Below are 17,415 nucleotides of genomic sequence, written 5' to 3' on the forward strand. Positions count from 1 at the left end.
CTCAGTTCACTCCGAAAACGATGATTCGGACAGTGGTTACGGCGCGGCTCACGCCCCGACGGAGCGACGAGCCGAGCGTCACAACGTCCTCGCGGAGCAGGCCGGGATCGCTCCGTCGTCGCGCCAGTCCGGTGCCGACCTTCGGGATCGAACCCAGAATTCCCTCCGGCAGGAAGAGGACGACCGCGATCAGTACCAGCCCGGTCAGGGCGTTGTAGTACTCCACGTAGAACGGCGCCTGAATTAGCAGGTAGACGAGGACGACGCCGCCGATCACCGGACCGACAAGCGTTCCGAACCCGCCGAGGATCGCCATGAACAGGATCTCGCCGGAGACGAACGCGTAGAGGGTCGGGTCCGGGCTCACGTGTAACTGCAAGAGTGCGAACAGCCCGCCGGCGAGCCCACCGTAGATCCCCGAGATCGCGAACGCGATCCACACGTACTTCTCGACGGGGATGCCGACGAACCTGGCCCGCGTTCGGTCCTGTCCGATCGCGTCCAGTGCCCGACCGAACGGCGAGTTGATGAGCTTCCACATCGCCAGCAGCGAGACGACGAGGACGACGACCGTGAGATAGTACAGGATCAGGTCGTACCCCGCCGAGGTCCACTGGAGCCCGAACAGCGTCGGCGGATTCAGCCCGTCGGGACGGACACTGAGCCCGTCGCTGTAGTTGAAGTAGCCGCTCTGCAGGACGAACGCGTACAGGACCTGGTTGAACGCGAGCGTCAGCAGCGCAAAGTAGATGTCGAGGTAGCCGGCGACGAAGTAGCCGATCAGGACCGCGATCGCCGTCGACGCGAGGACGGCCCCGACCAGCAACAGAAGGCCGCTCGAGACGTCGAAGTGTGACGCCAAGACGGCGGCACCGTAGGCCCCGACGCCGAAGAACGCCGCGTGGCCGAACGAGACGAGTTCGGTGTGGCGCAACAACAGGTTCAGGCCGACCGCCGCGAGGCCGAAGAGGATCCCGCGGTGGATCGCCTGAAACGAGAGGCCGGTCAGTCGCGTGATATCGGGGACTACAAAGAGCACCACGAGTCCGAGGACCGCGAGGACCGACTGGCGCTTCGTTAGCTCCATCCCCTCCGAGAGCCGCACGCGGGTCTGGCCGTCTCGTTCGACTAAGAAGCGACTCATTGGATCTCACCCCACGTTCCGTAGAGGCCTTCGGGCCTGACGAGCAAGACGACCACCATCAGCAAGAACGGGACCGCCAGCTCGAGTTGCGGATAGTACGGCGTCACGACGCGACTCGAGACGCCGACCAAGAGCGCGCCGACGAAGGCTCCCTTCAGGCTCCCGAGCCCGCCGATGACGATCACGACGAAAGAGAGCACCAGCCACTTGAGCCCCATCCCGAGAACGGCGCTGCCCGGGCCGATACTGACCATCGCGCCGCCGAAGCCGGCGAAGAACGCGCCGATGGCGAACACGAGCGTGAACATACGGTCCGTACTGACCCCGATCGCCGTCGACATCTTCCGGTTGATGGCCGTCGCCCGCACGATACGGCCGGTCTTCGTCCGGTCGAAGAACCAGATGAGCCAGGCGAACACCGCGATGCCGACCAGAATGACGAGGATATTGTACGAGGGGTAGCTGAAGCCGACGAGTTCCGTCGTCGGAATCTCGTTGATGCCGCTGTAGACCCCTATGTCGACCGGGGACGGCCCCCAGACGAACTTCATCACGTCGGTGAGGACCAGCAAGAGCCCGTAGGTCAACAGGAGCTGGTAGACCTCGTCCCGGTCGTAGATCGGCCTGATGAACGTCGCCTCGAGCGCGCCGCCGACCGGCAGTAACACGGCGGCGGCCGCGAGCGACCCGGCGAGGACGACGAGGCTGAAGATAATCGCGGTCACTGGGCCGGTCGGAGCCGCGACTTGCCCCGCGAAGAAGCCGACGACGCTGAACGCGCAGAACGCGCCCAGCGCGTACAGCTCGCCGTGGGCGAGGTTGAGGATCCCGAGCACGCCGAAGATGATCGTCATCCCCGACGCGACCATGAACAGGATCGAGCCGTAGTAGAGGCCGTTGAGTACGTGTTCGAGCATGATTATTGAATCCCATCACACACGCGTCACCAGCTCCCGATCCAGTCGGCGGAGGTCTCGCCAGGTGGCGGCGACACGTTCTTCGCAGGGAAGACGTTCACGTCCGAAAGCGCTGCGGCGTCGTGGTCGGACGACCACGTCAGTTCGCCGAAATGGGCGTTGGAGTAGCCCTGATGGTCCGCGCCGAAGGTGTGGTAGCCAGCCGGCGTGAAGAAGCCGTGATTCTCGAGGACCGTTGCGAGTTCCTCCTGTTCCGGCCAGCGACCGAGGAGACGGACGGCCTTCTCGGCGGCCGTGGCCCACGCCGTCACCGCGCCGTAGCCGCTCATGAAGTGGGCCGTCGGAACGACGCCGTACTCGTCTTCCACCTCGGAGACGAGGTCAGCGGCCGGGCTCCACTGGTCGGTCGACGGCTCCCCCCAGTAGAAGTTGCGCGACCCGGAGTAGATCGGCCCGTCGACGAGGTCCTCGCTCAGATCGTTCGCCGAGCCGTAGAGGACCGGCCCGACGAGCAACTCGACGGCGTCGAACATGCCGTTGGCGTGTGCCTGCTCGAGCAACAGCGTCGCGTCGCCGCCCCAGCAACTCGAGAAGACGACGTCGGGGGCCTCCCCGTTGACCTCGGTGATGTGAGTGGACATGTCGCCGGTGCCGAGATCCGGAAAGCCGCTGTACACTTCTTCCGCGTCGGTGAGCGCTTCGATCCCTCGGGAGAACAGGTCCATCTCGTCCTGTCCGAACGCGTAGTTGGGGTTGATCCCAGCGTACGTGTCGATCGAGTCCGCGCCGAGGACTTCGACCGCCTGCATGACGGCCGCAAGCGCCTCCATCACGTCGTGGTTCTGGAACCGGAACGAGTAGGTCACGTCCGGGAAGTCCTCCTCGTAGAGCGTCGTCACCGTCCCGTCCGTGGAGACGTTGATGACCTCTTGTGCCTCGATCTCGGGGACCATCTCCGCGTGGCCGCTGCTCGAGATCGGGCCGAAGGTGACGTCTTTCCCCTCGTCGACGAACTGCTGGTAGTTCGTGAGGTACGCGCCGCCCTCCTCGACGACGTCGAGGTTCATCTCCCGGCCGGCGATCCCGTCGTTCTCGTTGATTCGCCGGACCGCGGTCTCCGCGCCGTACCGGGCCTGAACGCCGAGTACCGACGGTGCGCCCTCGGTGAACGTCTGGAGGCCCGACTCGATCGGTTCGTCCGGAACGTCCGCGTCCGCGAGCGAGTCCTCCCCGTCCTCGAGCAGTTCCGTACACCCCGCCAGTGCGACCGCGAGCGCCGAGCCGCCGACGGTTTTCAGGAGCGTTCGTCGATCGATGCCGCCAGAGTCAGCCGCTGTAGTTGGTCCAGTCCTCATAGCTGATGTGCACCGCGTGCCTGTCGCGCCATATACATGAGACTCGCTACCAATCCAAATAGGAGAACGTAAACATGTTAACAGCGACCCCGATTCCGGATCCGTCACCGATCGAAGCGCCGCCGCGTCGTCGCCTCGGTCGGCTCGAGACGGCGAGCGTTTTTTCCCGGTCTACGGCATTCGGAGTACCATGAGTACTCGAGCGGGCGCAGACGACGGGGCATTCTGGGGAGATGCCACCGGGGATGTCGCGCTCCACCGCTATCGGACCCTGATCAATACGATCGACGACGGGATCTACCAGCTCGATGCCGACGGCTGCTTCGTCGCGGTCAACGATGTGATCCTCGAGGAGACGGGCTACGCGCGCGATGAACTGCTCGACGAGCACGTCTCGATCCTCCTCGACGACCCTGATGTCGCCCGCATCGAACGTAACGTCGCGAGCCGAATCGACGCCCAAAACGACGATATCGCCACCTTCGAGTTGGCCATTCGGACCGCCGACGGCGATGCGATCCCCTGTGAACTGCGGATCAACTTGCTGATCGAGGACGACGAGTTTCGGGGCACTATCGGCGTCGCTCGCGACCGCTCCGAGGAGCAACGGCGACAAGAGACGCTCGCATCGGCGGTGGCGTCGTACGAATCGATCACGAGCATTATCGACACGGCCGATATCGGCGTCTGCGTCATCGACGAGGACGAACGGATCTCGTGGGTCGACGAGACCATCGAACAGTACTTCGGCCTCGATCGGGCGTCCCTTATCGGCCGGAACAACCGCACCGTCATCGAAGACACGCTCGGACACCGGATCGCCGCCCCCGATTCGTTCGCGGAGACGCTCATCTCGTCGTACGACGAGCAACGGTACATCGACCACCTCGAGTGTCGCGTCACTGCGGGCGAGGACCGCGAGGAACGGTGGCTCACGTATCAGAGCAAGCCGATCGAATCCGGCGAGTTCGCCGGCGGACGGGTCGAGCTCTACTACGAGATCACCGACCAGAAGCGGTCCGAAGCGGACTTACAGGAGAACGAAGCGGAGTTCCAGTCGCTGGTCGACGCCGTCGAGGAGTACGCCATCTTCCGGCTGGACACGGACGGTCGCATCATCAGTTGGAACAAGGGTGCACGGAAGCTCAAGGGCTACGACCGCGAGGAGATCGTCGGCGAACACTTCTCGACGTTCTACACCGAGTCCGACCGAGCCGCGAACGTCCCCGAGCGAAACCTCGAGGTCGCGACCCGGGACGGGTCCGTCGAGGACGAAGGCTGGCGGGTCCGCGACGACGGCACGCGGTTCTGGGCGAACGTGACGATCACGGCGATCCGGGACGACGACGGGACGCTGCAGGGCTACCTGAAGGTGACTCGTGATATGACCGACCGCCGGAAGCGCGAGCAGGAACTCGAGAGCGAACTCCAGCGCATCCTCGGCCGGATCTCGGACGCCTTCTACGCGGTCGACGACGAGTTCCGATTTACCCACGTCAACGACCGCGCCGCGGAACTCCTCCAGCGCCCGGAGGAGGAACTCCTCGGCGAGCGGCTCTGGGACGTATTCCCCGATCTCCACGAGATCGACGAGGTCTGGGATGCGTTTCACACGGCCCTCGAAACGCAGGAACCGACCAGCTACGAACTCTACTACGACATGCTCGATTTCCGGGTCGAAGCCAACCTCTATCCCTCCGAGACCGGTATCTCAGTGTACTTCCGCGACGTCACCGAGCGCCGGGAGCGCCAGCGGGAACTCGAGCGAACGGAGCGGCGCTTCGAGGCGATTTTCGAGGATCCGAACATCCTCGTCGGCCTGCTCGAGCCCGACGGGACGGTCTTGGACATCAACGGAACCGCGATGGAGTACGTCGACGCCGACCTCGCGGACGTGACCGGCAAGCGGTTTTGGGAGACGCCGTGGTGGGGCGAAGGCGAGGAGGTTCGGGCCGCGGTCAGGGAGTGGACCGAACGCGCGGCGGCCGGCGAGTACGTCGAGTTCGAGACCGATCTCACCCGGCCGGACGGCGACCAGTACACGCTCAACGGCGTCTTCAGGCCGGTCACGAACGACGAGGGCGATGTCGTCTCGATCTTCGTCTCGGACCGCGACATCACGGCACGAAAGAAACGGGAACGCGAACTCGAGGAGTCCGAACAGCGCTACCGCACCCTCGCCGAGCACTTCCCAAACGGGATCGTCACCCTGTTCGATCACGATCTCGAGTACACGCTCGTCGCGGGCCAGGGCTTCGAGAAAATCCCGGTCGAGCCGGCCGATCTCGAGGATCAACACTTCACCGACGCCTGGCCCGACGAGATCAGCGACGCGCTCGAGCCGGTGCTCCGGGGCGCACTCGAGGGCGAGCAAGGGGAGGTCGAGGTCGAGTACGCCGGCCGGGAGTGGGCTATCTACGCGGTCCCGATCACCGATACCCGCGGCGACGTCTTCGCCGGGGTGACGATGGCCCACGACATCACCGAACGCAAGGAGTACCAGCGGCGACTCGAGGAGACGATCGCCCGGCTCGAGGAGTCGAACAAGCGCTTAGAGCAGTTCGCTTACGCCGCCTCCCACGACCTTCAGGAGCCCCTGCGGATGGTCTCGAGTTACCTCCAACTGATCGAGAGCCGCTACGCCGACGCGCTCGACGCGGACGGCGAGGAGTTCCTCGAGTTCGCCGTCGAGGGCGCAGAGCGGATGCGGAACATGATCGACGGCTTGCTGGCGTACTCTCGGATCGAGACGCAAGGAGATCCGCTCGAGCCGACCGATCTCGATTCGGTCCTCGAGAGCGTGCTGACTGACCTGCAACTCCGGATCGAGGAGAGCGGTGCCGAGATCGAGACGGCGGAGCTTCCCCGCGTCGAGGGCGACGCGGATCAGTTGCGGCAGGTGTTCCAGAACCTGCTGTCGAACGCGATCGAGTACAGCGGCGACGAACCGCCCCGGATTTCGGTCGACGCCCGCCGGCGGGGCGGAGAGTGGGTAATCTCGGTCCGCGACGAGGGGATCGGCATCGATCCCGACGATCGGGACCGCGTCTTCGAGGTCTTCCAGCGCCTGCATAGCCGCGAGAAGTACGCCGGCACCGGGATCGGGCTGGCGCTCTGCCAGCGGATCATCGAACGCCACGGCGGGGAGATCTGGGTCGACTCGACACCCGGCGAGGGCGCGACGTTCTCGTTTACGCTCTCCGCGGCGGAGCCCGCGAAGTGACATCGCTGTCCCACGGCTTGCTGTCCGCGTTCCGCGCTGTAAGTGTAGCATAAGTTATAGTCGTCTGACGTACGTTTATGTGGCCAGACGGACCCCTAGCTGATATGTCGAACAACCGCGTCGAGACGCTCGAATCGACGGTTGCGGAACTCGAGTCGACGGTAGAAGGGCTGACGGACGAACTCATCGAGGCCAAAGAGCGAATCCGCGTCCTCGAGGCCGAACTCGATGCCGACACGCCGACGCGCGTGCCGGAGCGACGGAACGAGGAGACCGGAACGACGGCGGACAACGGCGACGAAACGCCGGAAGCCGAACCCGACGACGTTGCGGAAGCGGCGGCCGACGCCGAGACGGAGACGGACTCGACCGACGACGAAGCGGAAGACTCAGGTAGCGACGACATCATTGTCGCATAACTGCGGCCGTCGCTGTGGGTGGGTAGCGCAGACGCGGTCCTCGCCCGCTCCGACGGCCGGTTGCGGTACGGAGGCCTCGCAAGAAGAATGTATATCAAGGCGATCGTCCTCGACAATTTCAAGAGCTTCGGCCGAAAGACGAAGATCCCGTTCTACGAAGATTTTACCGTCGTCACGGGCCCGAACGGCTCCGGGAAATCGAACATCATCGACGCCGTTCTCTTCGCACTCGGACTGGCCCGTACCCGCGGGATCCGCGCCGAGAAACTGACCGATCTGATCTACAACCCCGGTCACGAGGACGGCGGCGGCTCGAATGGCCCCCGAGAAGCCACCGTCGAGGTCATTCTCGACAACTCCGAGGGAACCCTCGAGCGCTCGCAGGTCGTCAACGCCGCGGGCAGCGACGACGTCGGCGATGTCGACGAGATTCGTATCCGTCGCCGGGTCAAGGAAACTGAGGACAACTACTACTCCTACTACTATCTCAACGACCGCTCGGTCAACCTCTCAGATATCCAGGACCTGCTCGCTCAGGCCGGGATCACACCGGAAGGGTACAACGTCGTCATGCAGGGCGACGTGACCGAGATCATCAACATGACTCCCCATGCCCGCCGGGAGATCATCGACGAGATCGCGGGCGTCGCGGAGTTCGACGCCAAGAAAGAAGACGCGTTCGGCGAACTCGAGACGGTCCAAGAGCGGATCGACGAGGCCGAACTCCGCATCGAGGAGAAACGCGACCGGCTCGACCAACTCGCGGACGAACGTCGCGAAGCCATGCGCTACCGCCGGCTTCGACGCGAGAAAGAGGAGTACGAGGGCTACCGGAAGGCAAGCGAACTCGAGGAGAAACGCGACGAACTCGAGTCGGTCGAAGCAGAGGTCGACGACCTCGAAGCCGAACTGCAAGAGCTCCAGCGGGAACTCGACGAGCGCGAAGGCGCGGTTGTCCGGCTCCAAGAGGACCTCGAAGACTTAAACGCCGAGATCGAGCGCAAGGGCGAGGACGAACAGCTCCGGATCAAAAGCGAGATCGAGGAGATCAAAGGCGACATCTCGCGGCTCGAGGACAAGATCGAGGCGAGCGAAGAACAGATCGAGGACGCCGAGTCCGAACGCCGGGAGGCGTTCGTCCAGATCGACCGCAAGCAGGAGACGATCGACGATCTCGCCGACGAGATGCGTGAGCACAAACTCGAGAAGGCCTCGATCAAGAGCGAGATTCAGGAACGCGAGGCCGAACGCGACGACCTCGAGGCCGAAATCGAGGCCGTCGACACCGAGTTCGACGAGCTCAAAGCCGACCTCGCCGAGCGCAAAGACGAGTTGGAGGCGGCCAAAACGGAGAAAAACGACCTCCAGCGCGAGCAGGACCGCCTGCTCGACGAGGCCCGGCGGCGGTCGAACAACATCAGCGAGAAAGAGCAGACGATCGAGGACAAACGCGAAGAGATCCCTGAAATCGAGAGCCAACGGAGCGACTTGGAGCGCGAACTCGAGAAGGCCGAGCGAAATCGAGCGAACATCGCCGAGGTCGTCGACGACCTGAAAGGCGAGAAGCGCCGGCTCCAGTCCGACGTTGACGACCTCGACGACGAGATTCAGGCCAAACAGCAGGAGTACGCCGAACTCGAGGCAAACGCCGGTCAGAGCGGCGACTCCTCGTTCGGACGCGCGGTGACGACGATCCTCAACTCGGGGATCGACGGCGTCCACGGCGCAGTCGCCCAGTTGGGGACCGTCCCCGGCGAGTACGCCGTGGCCTGCGAGACCGCCGCGGGCGGTCGACTCGCGAACGTCGTCGTCGACGACGACGTCATCGGCCAGCAGTGTATCGAGCATCTGAAGTCCCGAAACGCGGGCCGAGCGACGTTCCTGCCGCTGACGGACATGAGCCAGCGCCGGCTGCCGTCGGCGCCAAACGACCCGGGAATCGTCGACTTCGCGTACAACCTCGTCGACTTCGACAGCGAGTACGCGGGGGTCTTCTCCTACGTCCTCGGGGATACGCTGGTCGTCGAAGACATCGAGACCGCTCGCTCGTACATGGGAGACTACCGGATGGTCACCCTCGACGGCGACTTGGTCGAGAAAAGCGGCGCGATGACCGGCGGCTCGGGCGGCGGCTCCCGCTACTCCTTTACCGGCGGCGGCGAAGGCCAACTCGAGCGCGTCGCGAAACAGATCACCGAACTCCAGGAGGAACGCGAGACTCTCCGCGAGGAACTGCGCGGTGTCGAGGAACGGCTCGACGACGCCCGCGACCGCAAGAGCGACGCGGCCGACGAGGTCCGTTCGATCGAGTCCGAACTCGAGAGCCTCGACGAGAAGCGGGAGGCCACCGAGGCCGAGATCGAACGGCTCGAGGCCGACCTCGAGGACCTCCGCGAGGAACGCGAGTCCGTCGACGAGCGGATGAACGAAATCTCTGCAGAGATCGAGGCGAAGACAGCGACGGTCGAGGAACTCGAGGCAGATATCGCGGATCTCGAGAGCGACCTCGCGGACTCGAAGATCCCCGAGTTAACGGACCAGATCGAAGCACTCGAGGCCGAGATCGACGAGCGCGAGGACCGGATTCAGGAACTCGACACCGAACTCAACGAACTGAGCCTCGAGAAGGAGTACGCCGAAGACGCCATCGAGGATCTTCACGACGACATCGAAGCGGCCCAGAACCGCACGGCCGAACACGAGGATCGGATCGAAGAGTACGAGACGAAAATCGCCGGCAAGCGCGAGGAACTCGACGAGAAGCGAGCCGCCGTCGAGGAGCTAGAGGAAGAACTCACGGAACTCAAAGCCGAGCGCAGCGACCTCAAGGAGGAACTCTCCGAGTCGCGGACGAAACGCGACCAGCAGCAAGATCGGGTCAATACCGTCGAAAGCAAACTCGAGGACGCCGGCGAGCGGGCGAGTAGCTTGGAATGGGAAATCGAATCCCTCGAGTCGGAGGTCGGGAACTACGACCCCGAAGACGTGCCCGATCACGACACCGTCCTCGAGATGATCGAGTACTTGCAGGCGGACATGGAAGCCCTGGAGCCGGTGAACATGCTCGCGATCGACGAGTACGACGAGGTCCGCAGCGATCTCGACGACCTCGAGGAGGGTCGGGCGACGCTGGTCGAGGAAGCGGAGGGGATCCGCGACCGCATCGAGCAGTACGAGACCCAGAAGAAGCAGACGTTCATGGACGCCTACGACGCGATCGCCGCCCACTTCACCGAGATCTTCGAGAAGCTCTCGGAGGGGACGGGGACGCTGCACCTCGAGAACGAGGAGGACCCGTTCGACGGCGGGCTCACGATGAAGGCCCAGCCGGGCGACAAGCCCATTCAGCGGCTTGACGCGATGTCAGGCGGCGAGAAGTCGCTGACCGCGCTGGCGTTTATTTTCGCGATCCAGCGTCACAACCCGGCTCCCTTCTACGCGCTCGACGAGGTCGACGCCTTCCTCGACGCGGTCAACGCCGAGCGGATCGGCGAGATGGTCGACGAACTCTCCGAGAAGGCACAGTTCGTCGTCGTCTCCCACCGCTCGGCGATGCTCGACCGCTCCGAGCGAGCGATCGGCGTGACGATGCAACAGGACAACGTGAGCGCGGTGACCGGGATCGATCTGAGTAGCGGGGAGGTTCCTGCTGATGACTAGGGAGTCGCGAAGCGACCCGCGAGGCTGCGAGGGTTCCAAGGAGCCCTCGAGTGATGCGAGCGGGCCAAAGGCCCGCGAGCAGACGGGGAGCGAAGCGACCCGTGAGCAGGGCCGACTACGAGCCGACGGCGGCGAAGAGATCCCGCTGAACATCACCGGCCACGAAGACCGCGAGCCGCCGGGCGAGTCCCCCTCGAGCACCGACGACCCCGATGGCCAGGACGATGTCGAGTCGGTCCTCGAGTTCACGGACGTAGAGACGGCCGCGGACGACGGTGACGAGGACGAAGAGAAAGTCGAACCCGTCGAACTGCTCGTCCAACTGGCGAAAGACGGCGAGATCGAGCCGTGGGACATCGACATCGTCGCGGTCACCGACAAGTTCCTCGAGGCGATCGAGGACGTCGACCTGCGGACGTCGGGCCGGGCGCTGTTCTACGCGAGCGTCCTCCTGCGGATGAAAAGCGACGAGCTGTTCGCGACCGACGACCCCGAGGAAGAGGAACTGCCGCCGTGGGAAGCGCCCTTCGCCGACGACGGGCCGGTAGACCCCGAAAGCGACGAGCGGGACTACCCGCCCGGCTTCGATCCCGTCGAAAACCTCGAGGCGGAGATGGAGCGTCGCCTCGAGCGCAAACACGCCCGCGGGAAGCCGGAGACGCTGGACGAACTGGTCCGCGAGCTTCGGACTGCCGAGCGCGACACGTGGTGGAAGGAGTCCCGGAGTTACGATACCAGCGACTCACCGAAGGGGTACGACCGCGGCGTCCAGGAGTTGAACTACCACTCCGGCGACGACTTCCGGGTCGACGACGAGCCGACGAGCGACGATGTCACCCACACGACCCACGAGGAGGATATCGAGTCCGTCATCGACGATGTCGAAGCGGAACTCGAGACTAACTACGAGGCGGGCCGGGAGGAGGTGCTGTACGCCGAAATCGATGAAGTCGGCGGCACGCGGGTAATGACCTACCTCGCGCTGTTGTTTCTGGCCCACCGCGGTCGAGTCACCCTCGAGCAGGACGAACTGTTCAGCGATCTCTGGATTCAGCGGCCGACGGTGGACGCGGAGTCGGACGAGGCGACCGCCAACTGACTCGATCCGAACGGCGTCAGACGGGGCGTCGGTCCGTCGGGTGCCCGCGTCGAAAGGGTTATTTGTCCGTTGAGAACTTGATTACATGAATGACACGACCGGGCCGGCAACGGAGTGTTGGAAGCGGACTCCGTCGCGTAGCCGATTACGCCGCGTTCGCGTTCCTCTGGGGCTGGATTATCGTGTCGCTGCTGTTCGTTCCGGCGATGCTCGGTGCGCCCTTCGTCGGCATCGCGCTCGCTATCGTCGGCCTCATCGTCTGCTGGCAGGCGGCCGAAGCCTCGAGGGATCCCGTTTACACGTTCGGTACGAAACGCGAGGTTCGGACCGGCCGCGTCGACTCGGCGACCGTCGACTGTGGCGAGTGCGGGCGGCCGGCCGAGGGCGGCGAGTATCGCCGTTACGAGACACGGCGCGTGCTGTTCGGAACCACAATTTCGGTTCCGGAATCGGGAGAGAACGTCTACTGCGAGACGTGTGTCGTCGATCCCCGCGACCCGTTCGAAACGAGCGCCGACGGTGAACGCGAACCGACGGCGGCCGACGATCCGACCGCCTCGGAATCGTCGACCTCCGCTACGTCGTCCGCTCTCGAGTCGAAGCGGTCGTGACGGTGGGAGTCGACGACCGCGTCACTCCAGATACTCGCCGGCCAACAGATCGACGCGCTCGAGGGTCTCCTCGGGAATCGCTTCCTGTGGCGTATTGATTGTGCCCTCGAGGGCGTTCCAGGCCTCGCTGTGGAAGTCCTCGGGCATCGTTCGCACGGCGTGTTCGACGACCGCGTTGATCGCCTCTCGGTTGGCTTCGGCGTTCTCGAGGACCTCGTCCAGGGTGACCTCGTTGTCGTCTTTCCAGACGTCGTAGTCGGTGACCCCGGCGACGGTGGCGTAGCTCAGTTCGGCCTCGCGGGCGAGTTTGGCCTCCGGGATGGCGGTCATGCCGACGATATCCCAGCCCTGATCGCGGTAGAACTCGCTCTCAGCGCGGGTGGAGTACTGTGGGCCCTCGATGCAGACGTAGGTGCCGCCCTCCTCGGTTTTCGTATCGTCGGTCGCCTCCTCGGCCGCGGTCGCGAGGTGGGAGGCTAAAGCGGGGCAGTAGGGATCGGCAAAGCCCATGTGGACGACCATGCCGTCGCCGAAGAACGACGGCGAGCGGTGTTTCGTGCGATCGAAGATCTGGTCGGGTACGACCAGCGTCCGCGGCGGCAGATCCTCGCGCAGGCTCCCGACCGCGTTGGTCGCGATGACCCGATCGACGCCGACCGATTTGAGCGCGTAGATGTTCGCGCGGTAGGCCGCGTCGGTCGGCGGATGCTGGTGGTCCGCGCCGTGGCGCGGGAGGAACGCGACCTCCTTTCCGTGGAGTTCGCCGAGCGTAACCGCCTCGCTGGGTTCGCCGTAAGGCGTCGATACCTCTTTTTTGCGGGTGTTCTCGAGTGGCAGTGCGTCGTAGATTCCGCTGCCGCCGATAACGCCGATCGTCATGCATGGACGTCTGTCGAGCAGTCCCCTAAACGCGCGGATTTCGGTCAGCTCTGCTGTGCGGATGAGTACCACTGAGCCCCGTTGTGCGGTTCAAACCGGTGGTCGTCGCTATCACGGGTCACGAGCACCCAAGTACCATCGCGACCACTGTCGGGTATGACGGACGATGAGGCGTTGGAGGGCAGCCTCACCGACGGTCCCCTCGTCAGGCCGATGATCCGGCTGGCGTGGCCACTGATCGTCATTCAGCTGTTACAGGTCGCCTACAACGTCGGCGACACCTTCTGGCTCGGCGCGCTCTCGCCCGACGCGGTCGGCGCGGTGAGCCTCGCCTTTCCGTTGTTGTTCCTGCTGATCGCGATCGGCGGCGGCTTCACGGCCGCCGGCGCGATCCTGATCGCCCAACACACCGGGGCGAAAAGCGGCGACGCGGGGCTGATTGCCGGCCAAACGCTCTCCTTTGTCTCGCTGGTCGCGATCGGACTGAGCGCCCTCGGCTTCGTCGCGACCGAACCGATGCTCGCCGTCTTGCCTGCCGATGCCGAAACCCAAGCCGCGATTATCCCCCTCGCCGCCGCGTATCTGCGGGTGTTCTTCCTCGGACTCCCCTTCCTCTTTGGCTTCTTCGTCTTCGTCGCGCTCATGCGCGGCTACGGCAGCACGCGAACGCCGATGCGCGTCATGCTCGTCAGCGTCGTCATCAACCTCGCGATCGATCCGCTGCTCATCTTCGGCGTTGGCCCCCTCCCTCGCCTCGAGGTGCAGGGAGCCGCCGTCGCGACGCTCATCTCGCGGGGAATCGCGACCGTGATCGGCTTCTACCTCTTGTACTACACTGACGTTGGTCCCGATATCCAACCCTCGCATCTCTGGCCACGACGGGAGTACGTCACGAAGATCACGCGACTGGGCGTACCGACGGCGCTCGAGCAGTCGATGACGGCGCTGGCGCTGGTCGCGATGACGGCGATGGTCGTGACCTTTCCGCCGGCAGTCGTCGCAGCCTACGGGCTCGGGAACCGGCTGATCTCGCTTGCGTTCCTGCCGGCGCTGGGGATGGGACAGGCGACGGACACGATCGTCGGCCAGAACCTGGGCGCGGGCGAACCCGCCCGGGCGGCGAGGGCGGTCCGGCTCGCGGCGGGCGTGATCGGCGCGGTCATGATCGCGGCGGGGGGACTCACTGCGCTCTTTCCGGAGCCGTTCGTCTCGGTGTTCGTCACGGCCGACGCCGCAGGGAAGCAGGCGACGATCGACTACGGGGTGACCTACCTCCGATTCGCCGCGGTCGGCTTCGCCTTCATGGGCGTGTTACAGGTGATTCAGGGTGCGTTCCGCGGGGCTGGAAACACGAAGACGGCGCTCGCGTTCGCGGTGCTCGGGCTGTGGATCGTCCGCGTCCCCGTCACCTACTACCTGATATTCGTCGCGAAGTGGGGCCCGACCGGGATCTGGACCGGTGTCGTGGTCGGCGATATCGCGGGCGCGATCGCCGCCGTCGCGTGGTTCAGCCGCGGCACGTGGAAGAGCGCGCTCGTCGACCAGTCGGGGTCGGAGCCGACCGACTCGAGCGACACCGAATCAGTCGCGGAGTAACATCACAGGCTCGAGCCGAGAGACGGGATTTTCGCATACGTCCGCTGAACCGGGAGGCGGCTCTCGGACAGTGAGTCGTCAGTAACCGATTGCGATTTTCTACCGAGACGAACCAAACATCTCTGAATCCCGGATCGAAAACAAACTGCTGGCTCGAGGAGAGAAGTCACTCGACGAGACGCCGTTATTCGGCCAGCGCCCATTCGGCGGTTCCGGTCGACTCGAGGACCTCGCGCCGTTCCATCTCCTGTAGGACTTCTGGCAGGCGGTCGGGTTGGGCGATCTCCATCTCGATGCGTTCGATGCCGTGGTGTTCGGTGAGGTAGTGGCGGATCTCCTCTTCGGTAAAGGACTGCTGGTCGGCTTTCTCCATCGCGCTGGAGATCAGATCGACCATGTCCTCGATGAAGTTCCACGGGTAGACGACCCACGTCCACTCCTCTAAGCGTTCGCCGACGTAGTCGGGTCGGAACTCGCTGGTGCCGAGCAGTTGCAGGGTCGCGGTGCGGACCTCGCCGGCGTCGCGGTCGTCGACGTACTCGTAGGCGCGCTCGATCGAGCCGCCGGTGTCGGCGATGTCGTCGATGATGAGCACATCCTTGTCCTCGACGCTGCCCTCGGGCATGGGATAGCGGACGGTCGGCTCGCCGGAGGTCTGGGCGGTGCCGACGTAGTGTTCCATCTTCAGGCTCGTCAGGTCGTCCAGGCCGAGGAAGTCACAGAGACACCGGCCCGCGAACCAGCCGCCCCGGGCCAGTGCGACGACGACGTCCGGTTCGAACTCGTCGTCGCGAACCTCGTCGCTTACGTCTCGACACAGGCCGTAAATATACTCCCAGTTGGTTATCGTACAGTCGAAGTCGTCCGGTAAGTCGGACATCTAATGGCCACCTACCCGGTGTCTCGAGCGCGGTCCCCTTAAGTCGGCTGAAACGGATCGCGTCCACCAGCGACCCGACAGTCGGTGACCGGAACCGGCGGAGGTTTATAATCTAGTAATACAACCTAGTTATCGATGGCACAGACGCAGCTTCAGGCCGCCCGTGAGGGCAGGCTCACCGAGGAGATGGAACGTGTCGCCAAGCGAGAGAACCGTGATCCCGAGTTCGTCCGCGAGCAGGTCGCCGACGGGCAGGCGGTGATTCCGGCGAACGTCAACCACGACGCGCTCGACGCGATGATCATCGGCCGCGAGTTCGCGACGAAGGTCAACGCGAACATCGGCAACAGCGAGACGACCAGCGACCTCGAGACGGAACTCGAGAAACTTCACACCGCGGTTCACTACGGCGCGGACACGGTGATGGATCTGGGCACGGGCAGTGATCTCGACGAGATCCGGGAAGCCCACGTCGAGCACTCCCCGGTCCCGCTGGGGACGGTGCCGCTGTACGAGGCGGTCAAACAAGCGGGCAGTCCCGAAGCGATCACCAAAGACCTGCTGCTCGAGATCATCGAAAAGCAGGCCGAGCAGGGCGTCGACTACATGACGATCCACGTGGGGATCCTCGCCGAGCACCTGCCGCTGACCGACGGCCGGAAGACGGGGATCGTCTCGCGGGGCGGTTCGATCATGGCCAAGTGGATGGAAGAAAACGGCGAACAGAACCCGTTCTATCAGGTTTTCCCGGAGATCTGTGAGATTTTCGCCGAGCACGACGTGACGTTCAGTCTGGGCGACAGCTTGCGGCCGGGCTGTCTGGCCGACGCCTGCGACGAGGCCCAGTACGCCGAACTCGACACGCTGGGCGAACTGACTCGAGTGGGGTGGGACCACGGCGTACAGGTGATGGTCGAGGGGCCGGGCCACGTCCCGATGCACAAGGTCGCCGAAAACGTCGAGCGCCAACAGGCGGTTTGTGACGGCGCGCCCTTCTACGTCCTCGGTCCGCTGGTGACCGACATCGCGCCGGGCTACGACCATATCACGAGCGCCATCGGTGCGGCGATGGCGGCCCAAGCCGGGGCCGCGATGCTCTGTTATGTCACTCCGAAAGAGCATCTCGGGCTCCCCGAGGAAGGAGACGTTCGCGACGGACTCGCGGCCTACCGGATCGCCGCCCACGCCGGCGATGTTGGGACTGAACGCCCCGGCGCGCGCGACTGGGACGACGCGCTCTCGGAGGCCCGCTACGAGTTCGACTGGCGCGAGCAGTTCGACCTCGCGCTCGATCCCGAGCGCGCCCGGTCGTTCCACGATCAGACGCTGCCCGGAGACAACTACAAGGAAGCGCGCTTTTGCTCGATGTGCGGCGCGGAGTTTTGCTCGATGCGGATCGATCAAGATGCTAGAGCGGATGGCGAGATGAAAGCTATCGAGGGCGAGGACCGTACCGACCTCGAGTCCTCGTCCGCCGCCGAGGTCAACCGGCCGCCCGTGGGAACCCACGAGTCGGGCGATCTGCCGTCGATGGCGGACCACGAGGGCGGCGACGCGCTCTCGGAGCCGGGAGACGACTGATCGAGGTTTCGCGGTCTCGTAAATTCGTAGACTCGGAGGTCGATGGCCACG

The 17,415-nt window shown here is 64.5% G+C and carries 12 protein-coding genes; 7 read left to right on the forward strand and 5 right to left on the reverse strand.

The features are described from left to right. Nucleotide 1: 1 nt before the first annotated feature. From ACJYUO_RS01825 to ACJYUO_RS01835, 3 genes are read right to left on the reverse strand one after another with little or no spacing between them, the layout of a single operon-like run. A complete protein-coding gene (locus ACJYUO_RS01825) occupies nt 2–1,144 on the reverse strand; it encodes a branched-chain amino acid ABC transporter permease (RefSeq protein WP_494343707.1) in 1,143 nt (380 codons plus the stop codon). After that, complete coding sequence (locus ACJYUO_RS01830; protein WP_494343708.1) at nt 1,141–2,061, reverse strand: branched-chain amino acid ABC transporter permease; 921 nt, start codon at nt 2,059–2,061, stop codon at nt 1,141–1,143. Before ACJYUO_RS01830 ends, ACJYUO_RS01825 begins: the two co-directional genes overlap by 4 nt. 26 nt (nt 2,062–2,087) lie before the next feature. Next, on the reverse strand, nt 2,088–3,416 hold the full coding sequence (locus tag ACJYUO_RS01835) for an ABC transporter substrate-binding protein (protein WP_494343709.1): 1,329 nt from the start codon (nt 3,414–3,416) through the stop codon (nt 2,088–2,090). A gap of 190 nt (nt 3,417–3,606) precedes the next feature. Here ACJYUO_RS01835 and ACJYUO_RS01840 point away from each other — a divergent pair, with 190 nt between their 5' ends. The 5 genes from ACJYUO_RS01840 (at nt 3,607) to ACJYUO_RS01860 (ending at nt 12,428) form a co-directional block, all read left to right on the forward strand. Then, nucleotides 3,607–6,639, forward strand: a complete 3,033-nt coding sequence (locus ACJYUO_RS01840; protein WP_494343710.1) for a PAS domain-containing sensor histidine kinase — start codon at nt 3,607–3,609, stop codon at nt 6,637–6,639. 104 nt (nt 6,640–6,743) lie between these two features. Further along, complete coding sequence (locus tag ACJYUO_RS01845; protein WP_494343711.1) at nt 6,744–7,058, forward strand: DUF7518 family protein; 315 nt, start codon at nt 6,744–6,746, stop codon at nt 7,056–7,058. Nucleotides 7,059–7,145: 87 nt separating this feature from the next. Further along, nucleotides 7,146–10,718, forward strand: a complete 3,573-nt coding sequence (gene smc / locus ACJYUO_RS01850) for a chromosome segregation protein SMC (RefSeq protein ID WP_494344421.1) — start codon at nt 7,146–7,148, stop codon at nt 10,716–10,718. After that, nucleotides 10,711–11,817 (forward strand): segregation/condensation protein A, encoded by a 1,107-nt coding sequence (locus ACJYUO_RS01855; protein WP_494343712.1) that lies wholly within the window; start codon nt 10,711–10,713, stop codon nt 11,815–11,817. Before smc ends, ACJYUO_RS01855 begins: the two co-directional genes overlap by 8 nt. An 89-nt stretch (nt 11,818–11,906) precedes the next feature. Beyond that, nucleotides 11,907–12,428 carry a DUF8108 domain-containing protein gene (locus tag ACJYUO_RS01860; RefSeq protein ID WP_494343713.1) on the forward strand — a complete coding sequence of 174 codons (522 nt, stop codon included), beginning with the start codon at nt 11,907–11,909 and terminating at the stop codon, nt 12,426–12,428. A 21-nt stretch (nt 12,429–12,449) separates the two neighbouring features. Here ACJYUO_RS01860 and mtnP read toward each other — a convergent pair whose 3' ends face one another. Beyond that, the gene (gene mtnP / locus ACJYUO_RS01865) at nt 12,450–13,307 is read right to left on the reverse strand and encodes an S-methyl-5'-thioadenosine phosphorylase (protein WP_494343714.1); all 858 of its coding nucleotides are present in this window, start codon (nt 13,305–13,307) and stop codon (nt 12,450–12,452) included. Between the two features lie 156 nt (nt 13,308–13,463). On the opposite strand from mtnP, the gene ACJYUO_RS01870 reads away from it, so the two are divergent. Beyond that, on the forward strand, nt 13,464–14,903 hold the full coding sequence (locus tag ACJYUO_RS01870) for an MATE family efflux transporter (RefSeq protein ID WP_494343715.1): 1,440 nt from the start codon (nt 13,464–13,466) through the stop codon (nt 14,901–14,903). 184 nt (nt 14,904–15,087) lie between these two features. Here the strand turns inward: ACJYUO_RS01870 and ACJYUO_RS01875 are convergent, their stop codons facing one another. After that, a complete protein-coding gene (locus ACJYUO_RS01875; RefSeq protein ID WP_494343716.1) occupies nt 15,088–15,783 on the reverse strand; it encodes a phosphoribosyltransferase in 696 nt (231 codons plus the stop codon). A 135-nt stretch (nt 15,784–15,918) separates the two neighbouring features. Between ACJYUO_RS01875 and thiC the strand changes: the two genes are divergently transcribed. Continuing rightward, complete coding sequence (gene thiC, locus ACJYUO_RS01880; RefSeq protein WP_494343717.1) at nt 15,919–17,364, forward strand: phosphomethylpyrimidine synthase ThiC; 1,446 nt, start codon at nt 15,919–15,921, stop codon at nt 17,362–17,364. Nucleotides 17,365–17,415 lie beyond the last annotated feature (51 nt).

The sequence above is a fragment of the Natrinema sp. CRL1 genome (genome assembly GCF_059162405.1).

Bases quoted from the DNA above. Each gene is read 5' to 3' on its own strand.
- ACJYUO_RS01825 (WP_494343707.1), bottom strand. From the start codon at position 1,144: ATGAGTCGCTTCTTAGTCGAACGAGACGGCCAGACCCGCGTGCGGCTC.
- ACJYUO_RS01830 (WP_494343708.1), bottom strand. From the start codon at position 2,061: ATGCTCGAACACGTACTCAACGGCCTCTACTACGGCTCGATCCTGTTC.
- ACJYUO_RS01835 (WP_494343709.1), bottom strand. From the start codon at position 3,416: ATGAGGACTGGACCAACTACAGCGGCTGACTCTGGCGGCATCGATCGA.
- ACJYUO_RS01840 (WP_494343710.1), top strand. From the start codon at position 3,607: ATGAGTACTCGAGCGGGCGCAGACGACGGGGCATTCTGGGGAGATGCC.
- ACJYUO_RS01845 (WP_494343711.1), top strand. From the start codon at position 6,744: ATGTCGAACAACCGCGTCGAGACGCTCGAATCGACGGTTGCGGAACTC.
- smc (WP_494344421.1), top strand. From the start codon at position 7,146: ATGTATATCAAGGCGATCGTCCTCGACAATTTCAAGAGCTTCGGCCGA.
- ACJYUO_RS01855 (WP_494343712.1), top strand. From the start codon at position 10,711: ATGACTAGGGAGTCGCGAAGCGACCCGCGAGGCTGCGAGGGTTCCAAG.
- ACJYUO_RS01860 (WP_494343713.1), top strand. From the start codon at position 11,907: ATGACACGACCGGGCCGGCAACGGAGTGTTGGAAGCGGACTCCGTCGC.
- mtnP (WP_494343714.1), bottom strand. From the start codon at position 13,307: ATGACGATCGGCGTTATCGGCGGCAGCGGAATCTACGACGCACTGCCA.
- ACJYUO_RS01870 (WP_494343715.1), top strand. From the start codon at position 13,464: ATGACGGACGATGAGGCGTTGGAGGGCAGCCTCACCGACGGTCCCCTC.
- ACJYUO_RS01875 (WP_494343716.1), bottom strand. From the start codon at position 15,783: ATGTCCGACTTACCGGACGACTTCGACTGTACGATAACCAACTGGGAG.
- thiC (WP_494343717.1), top strand. From the start codon at position 15,919: ATGGCACAGACGCAGCTTCAGGCCGCCCGTGAGGGCAGGCTCACCGAG.